Raw genomic sequence first — 17,390 nt, forward strand, 5'->3', positions numbered from 1 at the left:
CTATGAGGGAAGTTTCGGAATCGGGTCATGGTGCAAACATGACCCGATTCTTTTTTTGGGTGGATGTAGCGGATTTACATAGGCGTCGGAAATTAGAATTGTTTGTTATGTAGAAGGGCTGTTGGGGGTGGGGGTGGTGGTCACCTTTAGCTGTCTAGATTATTCCTTATTCATTGATTTACAGATTGGCGCATCCTTTTCCGCTGATCAGGATGGTAGTTCCGGTCACGGTATAGCTGGATTTAGTAGCGGCACAAATCATGTCTAACTGAGCATAGAGCGACAGATTCGACAGGTCAGCCGTGAGCGGACATTCGTTCTGCTTCTCGTTTTCCAATTGAATGTCGATACCATACGCTTCTTCCAATTGACTTACTACACTACGTAACGGTACGTCGTCAAACGCAAATGATTGTGGCGTTACGGCAGACGTAGCAGAGGCAATTAGTCTTGGCTTTTCAACCAGTCCGGTCACAAACTCCTGTTTATCGGGCGAATACGTTGCTTTTTGATTGGGCGTCAGTACAATCGTTGGTTCGGCGCTACGTGTTTCTGAAGGCTTGGTTTGTTTGTAAACTGCCACACGGCCCGTTGCCACTTCAACAATAATCTGTTTGGTCGTAGCCTGCATTTTCACCAAAAAACTAGTTCCTAACACTTTGGTCACTACGTTGCCCGTGTATACGTAGAACGGGCGCGACGGCATTTTCTGGACCGAGAAAAAGGCTTCGCCTGTCAGGGAAATTTCGCGTTTATCAGCCGCAAATTGAGCCGGATATTGAATCGAACTTTGGGGAGCCAATCGAACCTGACTTCCATCGGTAAGCTGAATTATTTTAGCTTTATCGGTTGCGTTCGTGTGCCGAAGCCAACCCGTCTGACTAGCGACTTGTTGCCCTTCAACAGCATCTTTTTGCTGGTTATAAAACCACCAGCCAGCTACAAGCATAAGAGCTACCGAAGCGGCAATCGCCATCCAGGAATTGACCCACCGACGAGGTTCGGCAACGGGCATCGGTATGACTTTCAGGGTCTGCGTCCGGTTCTGAATCTGTTTCCATAGCATCGGTTCTAACGCCTGAAAATCCGTTTCAGCTAACGGCTCTCTCTCGTTATTTTGCAACGTTCCGTACCAATGCTCAACAAAGGCTTTCTCTTCGTCAGAGCATTTTCCGTCGATGTACTGTTTCAGGAGGAAACCGAATTCCTTGCGACTCATAATGGTGGAGTTGATCGTCACATACACGACAGATTTCTCAGCACGCAACCGCAAATGATTTTATTAAATAGTTAAATATTTATATCTACTATAAGGTTTTAATAAATAATTCTACAAATAATACAATATAAATTTCTATAAGGATAAATAATCAAGAGTTGTCAGAACGACATTCTTTATTATTTTTTTTACAATTGAGTTGCGGAAAACACTACGTTGTCTGACATATATAATGCAGTAGGCCAACTTGGCTCTGGCTTTGTTTACTACGTAACATCTGTCGTCTCCTACCCGCTAAACCTGACTCCTATCAACGGAAAATCAATCATGAAAACCCTTTTTTTGACCCACCTGATTGCCTTTATTCCCTTTACGCTCATTGCCCAGAAACCTGTTCCAGTCAAGCCACGTATTCTGATTAGCACCGACATTGGCGGCACTGACCCCGACGATAATCAATCCATAACCCATTTCCTGATGTATAGCGATCGGTTCAATACCGAAGGCTTGGTTTCGTCGCCGTCGTATGGAAATGGCACGAAACAGGAATTGCTGCGGATGATTGATCTGTACGAAAAAGATCTTCCTAAACTGAGTCAACATGCCCAAAATTACCCTTGGCCGGATGCGCTACGTGCCGTTTGTAAGCAGGGACGACATGGAGAAGCTCCGTTCAAAGGGTACGCTACGTCGACGGAAGGGTCAGACTGGATTATTACGTGCGCCAAGAAGAAAAGTGATCAGCCGCTTTGGGTACTGGTCTGGGGCGGATTGGAGGACGTAGCACAGGCACTGCACGATGCGCCAGAAATTCAGAATAAAATCAAAATCTACTGGATCGGCGGCCCTAACAAAAAATGGAGCGCAAACAGTTACGCCTACATTGCCAAAAACTTCCCGAACCTCTGGTTCATTGAAGCAAATGGTTCTTATAACGGCTTCTTTTCTACCAATACCATAACCGACAACCTTGATCCTCGCACGTATTACGATCAGTATATCCGTTCTGCTGGTAATCTGGGCAAAGATTTCAAAGATTATTACAAGGGGAACGTCAAGATGGGCGATACACCTTCGTTGCTTTACGTAATGGATGGCGATCCGAACGATCCGTTCCGGGAAAGCTGGGGCGGCAGTTTTGAGAAATTTAATCACAGTCCCCGTACCACTTTCAACCGCAACACAACTACAGCCGATACGGTAGGTGTTTATTCGGTGATGGAATTTCACTTCAAAGGACCTAAAGTCAACATTCCTGCCGATTCAGTTTGTTTTACCATGACCGTTCAGGCGCAGATTGGCGTGCAAAAGTGGTCGGGTTATTATTTGGGCGATGGGAACTACGCGATTATGTATATTCCCAAGCAAAGCGAAACACTAAGCTACACGCTCAGTTCACCGATTCCGGGCTTCCCTCAAGAGAGCGGAAAGTTTGTAGTGCACAATATCTGGCCGGGGAAACGTAGCGCCAGCGATTTTAAATTAGGCTCCAACTGGTACACCGATCGGGGTGATCCAACCCTTTTCGACGGCCGTCAACAAGGGGCCCAAACGGTGCTTAAATGGCGAAACGCGGCCTTACTCGACTGGGCTAAACGGTGGAGATGGTTGTATTAACGTAATTAAAAGCTCGGCCACAATTGTATCGTGGCCGAGCTTTTTCAGAAAAAGACAGTTGAGTGACCTTTATTTTTTCTGGGCCAGCATTCGGATTACGGAACCACGTCCGTTGTGGTATAAACCTTCATGAAGCTCAATTTCCATTTCCTGCAATTCTAGGAAAGTAAAGCTGGCGAAATCGGCAGTTAGCTCGTCTATCGAAAACAGCGATTCAATATCTCTGGGACCGCCAATCCGTTCATCCTGCAACACGTAGCTCAAGTGCTTTTTGCTGAATGCTTCAAAAATGATAAATCCTCCACTACGTACGTATTGCCCAAGCTGACGATGATACGTCGATTTAATGTCGGCGGGGAAATGGGCATAAATCAGAGCCACTGCATCGAATTGGTCAGTTACGTAGGGCAACGTCTGCAATTCACCTACCTGATAATCAAGCGTTACGTGGTTGTTATCGGCCAGTTGTCGGGCTTTCTTCTGGCCTTCTACGCTAATATCGAAGGCCGACACATTCCATCCTATTTTTGCAGCGTAAACAGCATTTCGGCCTTCGCCCTCGGCCGGAAAAAGGATTTTACCAACAGACAATGTTTGCAGTTTTTCTTTCAGATAATCATTCGGTTGTAGGCCATAGGCGTATTCATCGCTACGGTAGCGGGCATTCCATCTGTCGGTCCACGTATCGTTCATAGCACAGAAAGTTATCGTTTCTTAGTTCACGAACAGCAGTTGACTAAGGAACGCTCCATTCTCCGCACGTGAACTTGCGATTCGCTAAAGTTTTTGGCACAATTTCTAAGTAACCCATTTTTGGGGAACAAGATGCTTTATTTTTGCGACCGTTTTATCAATGGGGCCTCTGCCCTCCTACTCATGATCCGAATTTTTACGCTGATGCTGGCGGGATTTGTGCCCGCACTAATTCAGGCTCAGACGACAATAGATACCGACTCAACCAAAAATCTGGCCCCCGTTTACGTAACAGCATCCCGTTTGCAACAAACAGCCGCCGAACTAGGACGTAACGTAACGATTCTGTCCGGCCGGGAAATCAGCCGTTTCCCAGTCAACTCGCTGGACGATCTGCTACGTGTACTACCCTCCATCGACGTGCAAAGTCGGGGTAGTTTTGGCGCGCAGGCCGATGTTACGTTACGTGGTAGTACGTTCAATCAGGTGTTGATTCTGATTGATGGAATGCGCATCAATGACCCACTCACGGGCCATTTTGCAGGATACCTCCCGATTACACCGGCAGAAATTGAACAGATCGAAATTGTGCGCGGGGCTGGCTCCGCCGTTTATGGGCCCGATGCAGTAGGTGGCGTTATTAATATTGTCACGAAAACATTTGCGATACGTTCGCAATCCACCAAAACCACAGAAGCACAGGCTACGGTGCAGCGGGGCGAATGGAATCTATGGAATCTGAATGCCGGGGGCTTTCACGAAAATCAGAAACTGCGACTAAGTGGCGGTGTCTTAATCAATACAACGTCCGGTCAGGCACTGGCGGCCCCCAGCACACAACGGAACGACGTTAATCTGAAAACATATTCGCTGTCGGGGAGTTATAACTTTTCGCCCAAAATCAGTCTGGCGGCACGGGCAGCGTTTGACCGGCGGGATTTTAATGCGCAGTGGTTTTATACAACCAGCACAGCCGATCTATCGCGCGAAACGACCCTGCGGAATCTATATCAGGGCCAGCTTCGGATTCGGGAAAGTGAACGGCAGCAGACAGAAGTCCAGTTCACCCATATTTATTCGACAGATCTCTACGTATTCAACCCCGCTCCGACGTTTGTACCAAGCAATCACAAAATGCAGTTTTCGCTGGCACAGTTGAACCATTATGTGCAACTGAGCGACCACTGGAAAGCCAGCGTGGGCGGACAATATGATAATCGGCAAATCCAGTCGAATGACCGAGGCAATCACTCAACCTGGCACGGGGGCGTATACGGTATTCTGACAGCACAGACTGTGTTTGGTCTAACCGCAACGGGAAGCCTGCGTTACGATTGGGATCAGTCGTTTGGGCAAGAATTAGTGCCGCAGTTAAATCTGAGTTATTCGCCGTTGGCAAAACTGGTGTTGCGCGGTTCGATCGGCAAAAGCATTCGGGCCGCCGATTTCACAGAGCGATACACGTCTAACAACCTGCCCGGTCCATTGTCGGCGGGTCGGAATATTGGACTACCCAACCTACAGGCCGAGCGGGCCACCAATGCCGAATTGGGTGCCGACTGGTTGCCCGCTTCAGGTATTACAGTGAAAGCAACTGGTTTTCTGCGCGATGGCTCTAACCTGATCGACTATGTAAGTGCAACAGGTGCCGACGTAATTCGCCAGACGGGACTGACCAACGTAGCAGCCGACCGTACGTATCGGCTGGCGCAGAATCTGTTCAGCGTCCAGACGCGCGGTATTGAGCTAGAACTATGGATAAAGCGGCAGCTTGGCAACAAGGTTATGCTCGACTTTATCAGCAGTTATACGCACCTGAACACCGCCAGTCCGGTTGTCTCTCAATACCTGGCCGCTTTCGCCCGCCATCAGGTCAACAGTTCGTTAACGTTGAGTGCAGGAAGATTCAACCTCGGATTAACGGGGCAATACAAAGTTCGGAATCAGGCCATAGCCGAACCCATTAACCGGCAGTTGACAACCAATTATACAGTCATTCACGCTAAAGCTGAATTTGCGGTTATTGCGAATCATTTATACGTAACGGCTCAGGTCCAAAACCTCTTCAATGAGCAATATGCCGATATTCTCGGTGCACAAATGCCCGGTCGCTGGGCAATGGGTGGCCTACGCTGGCAGCTACGTAAAAACTAAACGTATTAGCAGAAAAACGTCAACCGCCCATTAGTTTTTATTGCTGATGGGCGGTTGACGTTTGTTGATATCTACGAAAACTTACCAGAACAAAACACAGTATAGCGGCTTGTGGTAGCAATCTTGGCTTATACACCACAGATCTATCTATTTAGTCTCTATTGCGCTTTTGGGCTGCTGATCAATCCCAAGTTCCCGTTGTTTAGGGAATATGCCAATTGCCCTAAACAAGGCAACTAATCCGACAATAGCTAAACCGACGAGTAGGCCAAACCCCAATTCCTTTAGTAGAGCAGGAAGGGTAGGGAATAAGTCGTGTAAGGCATGTATGTTATGCACAAATAATCCACCAGCTACCAGCAAAAGGGCAAAGGTTCCTACGACGCTCAAAAGCCTGATGACAACTGGTAACGCCCCAACCAATATTTGCCCTAGCTTAGCGAGAAACCCTACGCCATTAGATTTTTTAATCAACTGATAACCAGCATCATCCATACGAACAATCAGAGCAACCAGCCCATACACACCAACCGTTGCCAATAACGCAACTGCAGATACCGTTGCGATCTGTATCAACGAGGGCTGTTCTGTAACCGTCCCCAAAGCAATGATAACAATTTCCACCGAGAGGATAAAGTCTGTGGTTATCGCAGATTTAATCTTTGCTTTTTCATCAGGTACCACAGGATTTATGGGCCCTTTGTCTGTAATGTCCGGTCGGCTCCGTTTCTTACGATTAACGATGTAGTCTATTATTTTTTCGGCTCCTTCGTAAGCTAGATAACAACCACCTAGCAGCAAGATTACTGTAATGGCAACCGGAAAGAATCCATTTAGCAATAGGGCAACGGGAACAATAATCAGCTTGTTTATCAAGGAACCTTTCGTAATTGACCATAGTATCGGCAATTCTCTTTCTGCCAGAAAGCCCGTCGCTTTTTCAGCGTTAACGGCTAGGTCGTCTCCTAATATGCCGGCTGTCTTTCGGGTGGCTATTTTTGTGGCTATGGCCACATCATCCATCAAGGCGGAGATATCGTCTAAGATTGCTAAAAAACCAGATGCCATTTCGTTTTCAGGTTAAATTCGATTGTACTTTTCAGAGATGTGCTGTCCAGAATGATCTTTATCTTCTTTGAAACCTATTGACAGATGCAGGAATCTCTTGAGCAATAAGTATAAGCTATGCTTATGAAAAGTGCCAGATAAAGTGGCTACTAATACAATACCGGTTAAAATTAAGTTTCTATCCGATTGATACGTATTCATTACGAAATCTTATTGCGAGTAACAAACAGGTATCGCAAATGAACCGTAGTATCCATGATGGCTCAGGCTAATTGGAATAGGTTTCGAGTTGCCAAGCGATACAGAGGGAATGCCGACGCCATTCTTCTGAATATGAATCCCGTTAATGTCAGTAGACGTTTCAGCGGCTAAGAATTGCTTTACATCCCGACGGATACGTTCATGCTGACTTCGATAATCAACAGAATCAAACGTAACAATCCGATGAACAAACGGCGTTCTGGTATCAACAGGCGATGCTACGCTCGCTACGTAGCGCGTCGTGATTATTGACCTTGTCTGATAGTTTTTCTCGTAAAATACGCTTCCTTCCAACGTAGCACCGTCAGGCCGTATAGAATGACAAACGAGTTTCTGAGGGGCAAAAAATGGCCGCCCTGTCTGACGGACGATTAGCTTATACACACTTTCTTTCATGCTCCAGAGCGTCCAGACCATTAATTCCGGATCGTTTGACGAGTGGATAAGTCGCTGTTCGTCAATCGTAAAGAGCTTACGGAGAAAACCACTACGTTGCCAGTTACTATCTAACCGGGCACGCTCCAGATCAACAATGTCATTCCCGATCATTTTTCGGCCAGCTTTTGTCGAATGATATCGATAGCCGCGCCAACGGTCAGCATACGCTCCATCGATTCGTTATCGATTTCGATATCATATTTCTCTTCTACATCGAGTGCTACGTCGACAAGATTGGCGGAGTTGATTTTCAGGTCATTTATAAAATTGGTCTGTTCGGTCAGTTGCGCAAAGGCTTCTTCGTCCTGAACATACGGCTTCACGATGGCTTTAAGGGCAGTAATCAATTCGTCATTCGTTTGCATAAGCGGTCTAGAGCTGGAATTTCGTTAAGATAGCACAGGCGTTCACATCGCCAAAGCCAAAATTAGCCTTTGCTACTACGTTAACCGGTTTTTGAATACACTGTTGTGGAATTCTGCCGGGATCAACTATCTCAGCGATGGACGGATGAAGATCTTCACAATTAATCGATGGATAGATGAATCCTTCATGAAGCTCCAACACAGCCGCCACGCATTCAATGCTTCCGGCAGCACTCAGGCAATGCCCCACCATCGATTTTAATGAGTTGATAGCTGGAAAATCAGAACCGCTACGTCCGAGGGCAGTGACCCACCCTTTAACTTCGTCGGGATCTTTTAGGGTAGCCGTCAGATGCCCATCGATCAGGTCAATTTCGTCGGGATGGATGCCCGACTGTTCAACGGCTTTTTGGATACATCGTTGAACGGCAGCCGCATTCGGGGCCGTCATTGAACCACCTCCTCGTTGCCCGCCCGAATTCACATGGCCTCCCAGCACTTCCGCGTAAATTGTAGCGTTACGTTCCAATGCACTTTCCAGCGATTCCAGCACCAAAGCACCGGCACCACTGCCCGGTACAAATCCGCTGGCCGACGCGCTGAGCGGACGAGAAGCTCGCTCTGGCGATTGGTTATATTGATAGGGCAATACCCGCATGGCGTCAAATCCGCCCCAGAGATAAGGCCCATGATCGTTACAGCTACCAGCCAGCACGCGTTTAGCCGATCCTACGGCGATACGTTCGTATGCCATCAATAAAGCTTCGGTACCGGTAGAACAGGCCGACGAATTGGCCGTCAGTTGATTGCCGCAACCAATCATACCCCCCAAATAAGCACTTACGCCACTGACCATAGTCTGCACAACGGCCGTACTGCCCAATCGCCGAACCTGCCCCTGATCAATTTTATAGACCGATTCCCTGATTTTTTCAATACCAAGCAATCCCGTTCCAAAAACGATGCCGCTTTCCCAGTCGGGTTCGTCGGTGGCTGTTGGCAAACCGGCGTGTCGCCAGGCTTCCATTCCGGCCATGACCCCGTAAATAACCCCACTACTCGTAAGATTCTGAAGCTGCAAATCGGTAAAGTACCGTTTCTTATCTGCTTCTGTAACAGGCGGAATTCCACCAATCTGGCACGAAAATTTAAGGTCGGCCAGTTCCTGATGAAACGTAATACCGCTACGTCCCTGCTGAATAGCTTCTCGAAAAGCCCAGACACCTACCGCGTTGGGCGCTACAACGCCAAGACCCGTGATAACGACCCGATTACGCATCCGATTTTGATTTTAGCATCCCCGAAATAGTACCTCGACAAACCAGTTCACCCTGGCTATTGCTCATCTCTACTTTACAGTTCAACTTATGAAATCGAAAATATTCCTTTGTGGAACGTACCGTAACTGTTTCTCCCGGAAAAACAGGGCGGTAAAAATCGATTTGTGTTGATGTCATGGCGATGGCTAAATTGGCTGTTGGTGAGTCTGATAGCAGAAAAATTCCCAGACAGACAACGCCAATCTGAGCCATCACTTCGGTCAGGATAACGCCGGGCGTTACGGGGTTTCCTACAAAATGACCTTCGTAAAAAAAGGAATCTGCCGGAAACGTGTATTTTCCTGTTACGTCGTTCTCCGTGATGCTAACTAACTCATCGACAAACAGGAAGGGTTTGCGATACGGAAGTTTCTGTATGATGTGGTCGAAAATCAGCACGTGGGTATCTAAACGTTTATTGGAGATGTTCTCCTCCATTGACAGGAATCACAGTACCATTGATCCAGGCGGCTTCATCTTTGCAAAGTAGATAAACCACATTTGCTACGTCGTCGGGCGTGGTTACGCGCATGAATGGATTGCGTGTCTGGGCATGGTTTAGCAATTCATCTGCGCCCGGAATCATCCGCATCGACGCTGTATCGGTAATGCCCGCCATAATGCAGTTGCTACGTATGCCAAACGGCGCAAACTCCAGCGCAATACTTCGGGAAATGGCTTCCAGTGCGGCTTTGGCAGCCGAAACGGCGGCATAACTTTTCCAGGCTTTCTGACTTCCTTCGCTGGTAAAACTGATCACGCGCGCATCTGCTGCAAACAACGTAGCAGCCAGCAACTCGTCAACCCAATCGTATAAACTGATTGCCATGGCATCGATGGTTAGCTGAAAATCGTCGTGTTTCAGATTCGTCTGTCCATCCACGCCCATTGGCTTCAAATTCCCTTTGGCAATACTGTGAACCAACGCTCTGATACGTCCGGATGGCTTTACGATTTCGTTTAACTCGCTGATTACCTGCTGACGTTTCTCGGCATTGGTGGCATCGATGTTGTATTGTTTCAGCTCAACGCCTTCCTGCTTAACCTGTTCAAAGGCTCGCTCCACTGCTGGCAAATCGGCTTTACGAGTTCGGTGCACGATACACAGATTCATGCCGTGTTTCGCCAGTTTCTTTGCCGTAGCCAGCCCTAAGCCCTGACTGCCGCCCAGAATAATGACCCAGTAGTTCGTATCTCGAAATTCGTTTACCACTTCAATAGAACCCGTTGCGCTGAAAAACCAGGACCAAAACTGAGCATAAGGCCATACGTATCTTTTTCGGGCTGCCGATCCATAAATCGCTCCAGCACGTAGAGCACCGTAGCACTCGACATATTGCCGTATTGACGTAGCACTTCTTTCGTATCGTCGATGGTCTTGCCGAGTTTGCCAAAAAGCTCCTGAACCACCTCTACAATTTTTCGACCGCCGGGGTGAAAAATCAGATGGGATATATCGCTGATAGCCAACTGATTTTTCTCGAGAAACGGGTGAACAATGGCCGGAAAATGAGCAGCTATCGTTTCGGCAACTTCTTTATCCAGAACCATCTGCAAGCCACTGTTTGTCAGTCCGAAACCCATCATATGGATAGCGTCGTAGAAATGATACATCTCTTCGGCTACCACTTCGGGGCCTTTATCGTCTTCGTGAGATGACATTAATACACAGGCTGCTCCATCGCCGAAAATAGCCGCACTCACTACGTTCGCCATCGAATAATCGTCTAGTTGAAACGTAGCACTAGGCGATTCAACAGCCAGCACAGCCGCCCGTTTGCCGGGGTTCGCTTTCAGGAAGTTTTTGGCGTAAATAATCCCCGAAATACCTGCCACGCAACCCATTTCCGTAACCGGTAATCGAACAATATCCTGCTTCATTTGCAACCGGTTGATCAAATACGCATCCAGCGACGGAATCATAATGCCCGTGCAACTAACCGTAATCAGATAGTCCAGATCGGTGGGCTGCCATCCCGTTTTATTTAGCGCATTGGTCAGGGCGGTTTCACCCAGTTTGATCGACTCCCGCGCATAGATCGCGTTTTTTTCTTCAAACGAAGTTTGGGTAAACACCTCGGCGGGCGTCATCATCGAATACCGCTTATCGACAGCCGCGTTCTCGAAAATCTTACGCACTTTCCGCCGGAAGCGATCATCCTGACCGGCCAGCCAGGTATCCAGAAACGGTAAAATGTCTTTTGTCTCACGCCAGTATTCGGGTAAGGCTTTGGCAACTCCTGCAATTTTTACGCACATAGGTTCTGGATAATCCATTGATAACGAAACGCCCAACGCCAGTTAATCTGGTATGATGTTAGCTGAAGCTGCCGGGAAAAAGTCTCTAATTCCTGCTTTTTAAATCCCCGAAGTATAGAAATCAGCCCATCTTCCCGGGAGAGTTTATTCAATCGAAAAACGAAGCAAACGAGCTGAAAAAGCCGATAGGCCAGCGCGCTACGGTGCAGATCGTTAATGACCACGCCGAGTTTTGCCGTTTGCGATAACTGGCGCATCAACGTCAGAATCTGCTCATCGGAAAAATGATGTAACGTTAAGGTACACAAGGCAATGTCGTACTCAAGATCGGCAAAATCTTCGGCAAATACATTCATCACGGCATACGTAACGGTTGGATAGGTTGCCGACAGTTTTCGGGCGTGATTGATTGTGTAGTCGTTGGCGTCAATCCCTAAAACCCGAACCGATACTCCTCTTTTTCTGGCAAAATCGGCGACGGAGCGGCACATATCCCCGTTGCCACAACCAATATCGACAATAGAAATTGGCCGTTGATAGGATGAGTTTGCCAGTAACGTTTTGATTCCGTCCAGCGTAACCTGATTACCACCCAACCACTGATTTATGGCCGCTATTTTATCCAAAGCATCGCGCAGTTCGTCGCCCTCCAACGAGAAATCATCCAAAAACTCTTCCTGCGATGTACGTTGCTTTGTGTTCGGCATTTGTGGTGCTAATTATAATAGTATTGCTTCAGTATAGTAGTATTTAGGTGGTTGCTAGCGGCTGACCGTGTGTTCTTTTGATGATCAGTGGCAGGGCGGCTGGCATTACCTGTAAACTGCCCATCAAAACAGATGACAACGTAGCATTCTGAAGCAAAGATTGGATGATCCGCCCCGTAGTCAACCGGGTTTTGAACGCATTGTTCCAGAATGTTTGGTAACGATGCTCCAGTTCCGAACGATTGGCTATACCACCCTGAAAAAACTGGACGATCAACTCAGAAACGATCTTGGCGCTGTGAATAGCCATTGCCATGCCGTTGCCACACAACGGATGAATAACCCCCGCCGTATCGCCACACATCAGCATGTGCTGTTCAACGGGTTCTTTTCGGGCAAATGAAATCTGGCTTATCGTCAACGGTTTCTCAAACAGCGGCACTGCCTCCGAAAAGAAGTGCTTCAGAAAGGGATTCTTACACAACACCTGTTGCTGAAAAGCAATGATGCTTTTATGTTTCTTAAAGCTGTTGTAGTTCACCAGATAACAGGCATTCACTACGTTCTCTTCGACCTGACACAAGCCACAATATCCGCCCTCAAAATTATGCAACGAAACCAGATCGTTAGGAAAATTGGCCCGATAATGTGCCTTAACGCCCATCCAGGGGGAATTTTCCTGCATGAAGTTTCGGTGAAGTTGCTTGTCCAGGCCAGACCGTTTGCCATACGCACCAATCATGATTATTGACCGATACGTATTTCCGGCCAGTGTGGTTGCGTGAAAACAATCCTGATCAAATAGCACATCAGTTACCTGATCCTGAACAACCTGAACGCCAACGGAAATCGCTTTTTGGTATAGCATGAAATCAAATGTATAGCGACTGATTCCAAAACCGCCTAGTGGCAACTGACTCTGAATTGTTTTTCCAGAAACGGTGCTGAACAAAAAACGCTGAATACGCGACGGCGCTACGTTGTCAATGGATAGGCCAAGCTGCTGGAGATAGGGAAGCACCTCATTTGATACGTACTCTCCGCAAACTTTGTGCTGTGGATACGGATGCTTTTCGATGAGAAGAACCCGCAATCCGGTCAGGGAAAGATGGATACTTGCTGTTAAACCTGCCAAACCACCACCAACGATCAGTATATCGGCATCATAGCTCATTGGTTGCGCTTGGTTAGACGTAGTGGAGGGAGTTAGTTGGGTTAATTAACCAGTCGTTAACGTAACATGTTTTAATTCTTTAGAAGAAACAACGTAACGTTTCCGGTTTTACCTCACGACTGGTTTCACTACGTAACAACGATTGAAATTAAGCACCGTTTTTCCAACCGTTCATGTACATACGTAGTCATAGTAAATGAAGATAAGGCATTATGAAACAGACAAAAATCAGGAAGGCTCTACTTGGCATCTGCATAGCCACCGTAACGATTCCAGGCTGTCAAAAAGATTGCGCTACGTCGGAGCGTTGTCAGTTACAGCCAAATGCTGGCCCTTGTTACGCTGCCTTCACCAAATATTACTACGACCAGTCCGAAAAACGCTGCAAAACCTTTACTTACGGCGGTTGTGGTGGCGTTATTCCCTTCGACACAATGGAACAATGTAAAGAGTGTGAATGTAGAAAGTAGGTGCGGAGCACGTTCTGACAAACAAAGAACATTTATTTTCTCCTAACTTACTCCCAAATTTGAGGTGAACAGTAAGTCAGAAAAAATAAATAACCTAAATCTGCCTGTTAGCTGTGACAATGAAGTTACGAATCCATTTGTCATTTACTCAGTTATTAGATCAGTAACGCTCAAAATTACGTTATGAAACACCAATGGGCAGCTATAGCGTCAGTAGTACGTTTTTGAGCGTAAAAGAATTATATCCCAATAGTAACGTAGTGGTAGGATTCACGACATTGAACACTTTAAACGAAACGACAAATTGCTCATTATCAAGTACAATTATCTGAAATAAATTCAGACGTACGTAACGAAATGGTTGCAGAAAAAACGTATTAAACTAGCCAACAATGAATGTAGCTCAATCATATACGAATAAATCATACGTGAGTTTTAAGATAAAAACGCTTTTGTTCTTTGCGTTCATATTAGGAAGTTTTCATATTGTTTCGGCACAGCAAAACGGTATGATGGTACGTATTGCCGAAATTGAAATCATCCCAACTGATCTGGAACAATACAAAGCCATATTACAGGAAGAATCGGCTGCATCTGTAAAACTGGAGCCCGGCGTCATTTCTATTTTTCCAATGTATGAAAAGGAAAATCCAACACGGATAAGAATACTGGAAATTTATGCCAGCAAAGGCGCTTACGAGCAACACCTGAAAACGCCACACTTTCTGAAGTATAAAACGAGCACGCTCAACATGGTGAAATCCTTAAAGCTCGTCGAGATGGGGACATTGGATGCAGCCACAATGCCCCTGCTGTTTAGAAAATTAACGGAAGATAAACGATAAAATAATTGGTTAGGGCGAAGTAATTAGATGAATAAACTTGTTACGTTATCGCTCTGGCAGATGGCAAAATGGTCGAAAACTAAGTTGCCAATACTATACCCTATACACCAACGTTGTGTTGAGGTAAACCTTCAGAAGCCGTAACCAACGTAGCAAAGTCAATTGACCAGAATTGACGACCATAGCGCCCACGATTCGGCTGAACGACTACCTTTGCGTGTATAAAGCAGCCGTATGCGACTTCTTCAACTTCTCCTTATCGGATTTACTACGTTAGTTTTTACCCGAACTGCTCAGGCGCAGGGCTATATGGATGGCTTCATGCGTGGCGCCCGTAACGCAAGTCTGGGTATATCGGCCTCACAGGAAACCTACGATACGTATTTTATCAACAAAACCGAAACCCGTAATCCGAATCTGGGTACCGTTACAACTCAGGCACTGACCGTAATGGGTACGTATGGACTGGGTTACGATCTCGACCTGATTGTGACGGCTCCCTACGTTCGAAGCGAAGCCAGTGCTGGTTATTGGGCCAAACAGGAGGGATTTCAGGACGTAACAGCGGCACTGCGTTGGGAAGCGTATGATTATAAATTCGGGAAAACACGTTTGTCGTGGCTCTTTGGACTGGGTTATTCCATTCCGATGCAGAACTACGTAAACGATGCGATGGTGGCCATCGGCAAAGGCTCCCGCAATCTGGACGGACGTACCATTCTCCATTTCAAAGCCCCTAATTTTTTCATCACTGGTCAATATGGCTATATCCGACGGGGGCAGGTATCTCTTGATCGTCCGGTGAATTTCTATGATCCTGGTCAGCTTTTACCGTATGGTGGCTCGAAAGTAAATGTACCCGACGTTACCGAACTCATTGTTCAGGCGGGTATAGTAACGAAAATTTTTAATATCAACGTGTGGGGGCACCGTCAGACGCCCTATAATAAAGGGACCGATATTGGCCCGAGTATTCCATTTCCGACCAATGCCGTAGGATTTACCCGCGTTGGAGCAACGGCTTATTTGCGTTTACTAAAACAGCTAGGTGTTACAGCAACCTATGGCACCACCATCGACGGACGTAACATCGGAAAAAGTACGCAACTGAACGCCGGACTGGTGATTGGCTACTGGAACAATAATCGGTAATTCACTCCTGATTTACAACACTATCTGACCCACGAATTTATAGGTATGAAATCGCTTTTCTCAGTCATCATTATCGGCAGCCTGATTCTGTGGGCATCGGGTTGCAAAGAACCTACTATCGACGAAGGTATTCTGCCCTTCACCGATATTACGCAGGTCGATGCCAATGGTGGGACCTGGCGTCCAATTGTTCTACGTGCCGCCACTGATATTAGCGTACCACAACCAGTTGCCACTACGTCGGCAACGTATCAGCAGGAGTTGAGTGCGGTAAAAAGTGCAGTAGCCGGGGCAAATCCTGAACAAAATACGGCCGTTAATTACTGGGCTGCAGGTGGCGTGCTACGTTGGAATCAGATTGCGCGCCAACTGGTATCGAAATACAATATACTGCCCGGTTTTGACGCATCGACCGGCCAGACCACTCCTGCCGAAGCTTCGAATGCGCTGGCTGGGGAACCTTTTGCGGCTCGTATCTATGCATTGTTGAGCGTAGCGCAATATGATGCGCTTGTGGTAGCATGGCGGGCGAAGTATCAGTATAATCGACCATCGCTGGAGAGTCAGGGCGTTCTTTCGCGGGTTCCTGTGCTGAACGTACCGTCTTACCCGTCGGAAGATGCGGCCATTGCCGAAGCATCGTGTCAGATGCTGGCTTACCTTTTTCCTGCCGAAACCGAATGGCTCAAAGCCAAAGCTACCGAGCATAAACAAAGCCGACTGTGGGCAGGAGCCAGCGTTCCGAGTGATTTAAAAGCAGGTGAAGAGTTGGCCAATAACGTAATGACTCGCGTGCTGGCCCGCGCCCGAATCGACCGTTTTTCAAATGCCGGAGATCCTACCAATAGCTGGCAATCAGCCTTGACACGGGCGTCTTACGACCAAAAGTGGAGTAGCCTGGAACTACCTGCTCGTGCGCCAATTTTACCGCTGGCGGGTCGAGTAAAAACCTGGTTCGATTCAACAACCATTTACCGGGCTTTACCAACTGCACCACCCGTCACTACGTCGACCGATTTTCAGAAGGCGTTGACCGAAGTTCGCGACGTAGCAACTAGCCGTACCCGCGATCAGTGGCGTATTGCCAATTACTGGGCTAACGGAAACAATACGTATGGACTGGCGGGTTTGTGGAATTATCTTGCCGAAGACCTCATTCGGCAGGCGGGGCAAAATGAGTTACGTGCCGCCCGAACTTACTCCCTGTTGAACCGGGCTATTCAGGATAGCGAAACAGCCGTCTGGGCTACTAAATATACCTATTTTGTTCCCCGGCCATCTCAAATCGACAAGACGATCAAAACGGCTATTCCCATCCCCAATACGCCGTCTTTCGTATCAGATCAGGCTACGGTATCAACGGCTGCTGTGATGCTTTTGGCCCATCTTTTTCCTGCCGAAGCTACCAGTCTTAATGCGCAGGCAACTGAAGCCACTGTAGCGGGTATATATGGTGGCACTCAGTATCGGTTCGATACCGAAAAAGGAATTCAACTGGGTAATTTAATTGGTCAGCAGGCCATTAACGGTGCTAAAGCCGACGGGGCCAACTGATTTGTACAAGGTAGTTCAAGTTAAGGCGTTGCAGACATATTCGGGCGAGACAGCGTAAATAGGGCTTTTTTTGTAACATTGTCGCAGTATTTCTG

General features: G+C 47.2%; 17 protein-coding genes. 6 read left to right on the top strand and 11 right to left on the bottom strand.

Annotated features, from left to right (window positions below; translation table 11 throughout):
* Positions 1–178: 178 nt before the first annotated feature.
* Positions 179–1,219 (bottom strand): FecR family protein, encoded by a 1,041-nt coding sequence (locus ACYVD4_RS01280; RefSeq protein ID WP_460941801.1) that lies wholly within the window; start codon positions 1,217–1,219, stop codon positions 179–181.
* Between the two features lie 327 nt (positions 1,220–1,546).
* On the opposite strand from ACYVD4_RS01280, the gene ACYVD4_RS01285 reads away from it, so the two are divergent.
* Positions 1,547–2,836, top strand: a complete 1,290-nt coding sequence (locus ACYVD4_RS01285) for a nucleoside hydrolase-like domain-containing protein (protein WP_460941802.1) — start codon at positions 1,547–1,549, stop codon at positions 2,834–2,836.
* 69 nt (positions 2,837–2,905) lie between these two features.
* Here ACYVD4_RS01285 and ACYVD4_RS01290 read toward each other — a convergent pair whose 3' ends face one another.
* A complete protein-coding gene (locus ACYVD4_RS01290; protein WP_460941803.1) occupies positions 2,906–3,529 on the bottom strand; it encodes a class I SAM-dependent methyltransferase in 624 nt (207 codons plus the stop codon).
* A 183-nt stretch (positions 3,530–3,712) separates the two neighbouring features.
* Here ACYVD4_RS01290 and ACYVD4_RS01295 point away from each other — a divergent pair, with 183 nt between their 5' ends.
* A complete protein-coding gene (locus tag ACYVD4_RS01295; RefSeq protein ID WP_460941804.1) occupies positions 3,713–5,683 on the top strand; it encodes a TonB-dependent receptor plug domain-containing protein in 1,971 nt (656 codons plus the stop codon).
* 147 nt (positions 5,684–5,830) lie between these two features.
* Here ACYVD4_RS01295 and ACYVD4_RS01300 read toward each other — a convergent pair whose 3' ends face one another.
* From ACYVD4_RS01300 to ACYVD4_RS01340, 9 genes are all read right to left on the bottom strand, one after another.
* Entirely contained in the window at positions 5,831–6,751 is a 921-nt protein-coding gene (locus ACYVD4_RS01300) for a DUF808 domain-containing protein (protein ID WP_460941805.1), read from the bottom strand.
* A 210-nt stretch (positions 6,752–6,961) separates the two neighbouring features.
* Positions 6,962–7,561, bottom strand: coding sequence for a 4'-phosphopantetheinyl transferase family protein (locus ACYVD4_RS01305; RefSeq protein ID WP_460941806.1), 600 nt, complete (start codon positions 7,559–7,561; stop codon positions 6,962–6,964).
* Entirely contained in the window at positions 7,558–7,815 is a 258-nt protein-coding gene (locus tag ACYVD4_RS01310) for an acyl carrier protein (protein ID WP_460941807.1), read from the bottom strand. Before ACYVD4_RS01310 ends, ACYVD4_RS01305 begins: the two co-directional genes overlap by 4 nt.
* Positions 7,816–7,822: 7 nt before the next feature.
* Entirely contained in the window at positions 7,823–9,094 is a 1,272-nt protein-coding gene (locus ACYVD4_RS01315) for a beta-ketoacyl-[acyl-carrier-protein] synthase family protein (protein ID WP_460941808.1), read from the bottom strand.
* A complete protein-coding gene (locus ACYVD4_RS01320) occupies positions 9,087–9,533 on the bottom strand; it encodes a 3-hydroxyacyl-ACP dehydratase FabZ family protein (protein ID WP_460941809.1) in 447 nt (148 codons plus the stop codon). Before ACYVD4_RS01320 ends, ACYVD4_RS01315 begins: the two co-directional genes overlap by 8 nt.
* Before the next feature lie 16 nt (positions 9,534–9,549).
* The gene (locus ACYVD4_RS01325) at positions 9,550–10,347 is read right to left on the bottom strand and encodes an SDR family oxidoreductase (RefSeq protein WP_460941810.1); all 798 of its coding nucleotides are present in this window, start codon (positions 10,345–10,347) and stop codon (positions 9,550–9,552) included.
* Positions 10,341–11,393, bottom strand: a complete 1,053-nt coding sequence (locus ACYVD4_RS01330; RefSeq protein WP_460941811.1) for a type III polyketide synthase — start codon at positions 11,391–11,393, stop codon at positions 10,341–10,343. The genes ACYVD4_RS01325 and ACYVD4_RS01330 overlap by 7 nt, the downstream gene beginning before the upstream one ends.
* Positions 11,384–12,100, bottom strand: a complete 717-nt coding sequence (locus ACYVD4_RS01335; protein ID WP_460941812.1) for a methyltransferase domain-containing protein — start codon at positions 12,098–12,100, stop codon at positions 11,384–11,386. Before ACYVD4_RS01335 ends, ACYVD4_RS01330 begins: the two co-directional genes overlap by 10 nt.
* Before the next feature lie 43 nt (positions 12,101–12,143).
* Positions 12,144–13,274: an NAD(P)/FAD-dependent oxidoreductase gene (locus tag ACYVD4_RS01340; protein WP_460941813.1), complete on the bottom strand. Its 1,131-nt coding sequence runs from the start codon at positions 13,272–13,274 to the stop codon at positions 12,144–12,146.
* Positions 13,275–13,486: 212 nt separating this feature from the next.
* Here ACYVD4_RS01340 and ACYVD4_RS01345 point away from each other — a divergent pair, with 212 nt between their 5' ends.
* From ACYVD4_RS01345 to ACYVD4_RS01360, 4 genes are all read left to right on the top strand, one after another.
* On the top strand, positions 13,487–13,744 hold the full coding sequence (locus ACYVD4_RS01345; RefSeq protein WP_460941814.1) for a BPTI/Kunitz domain-containing protein: 258 nt from the start codon (positions 13,487–13,489) through the stop codon (positions 13,742–13,744).
* A gap of 392 nt (positions 13,745–14,136) precedes the next feature.
* Positions 14,137–14,589, top strand: coding sequence for a putative quinol monooxygenase (locus tag ACYVD4_RS01350; protein ID WP_460941815.1), 453 nt, complete (start codon positions 14,137–14,139; stop codon positions 14,587–14,589).
* 234 nt (positions 14,590–14,823) lie between these two features.
* Positions 14,824–15,741 carry a hypothetical protein gene (locus tag ACYVD4_RS01355; RefSeq protein ID WP_460941816.1) on the top strand — a complete coding sequence of 306 codons (918 nt, stop codon included), beginning with the start codon at positions 14,824–14,826 and terminating at the stop codon, positions 15,739–15,741.
* 45 nt (positions 15,742–15,786) lie between these two features.
* On the top strand, positions 15,787–17,295 hold the full coding sequence (locus tag ACYVD4_RS01360; protein ID WP_460941817.1) for a PA-phosphatase: 1,509 nt from the start codon (positions 15,787–15,789) through the stop codon (positions 17,293–17,295).
* The last annotated feature ends 95 nt before the right edge of the window (positions 17,296–17,390 follow it).

The organism is Spirosoma daeguense (assembly GCF_054776875.1).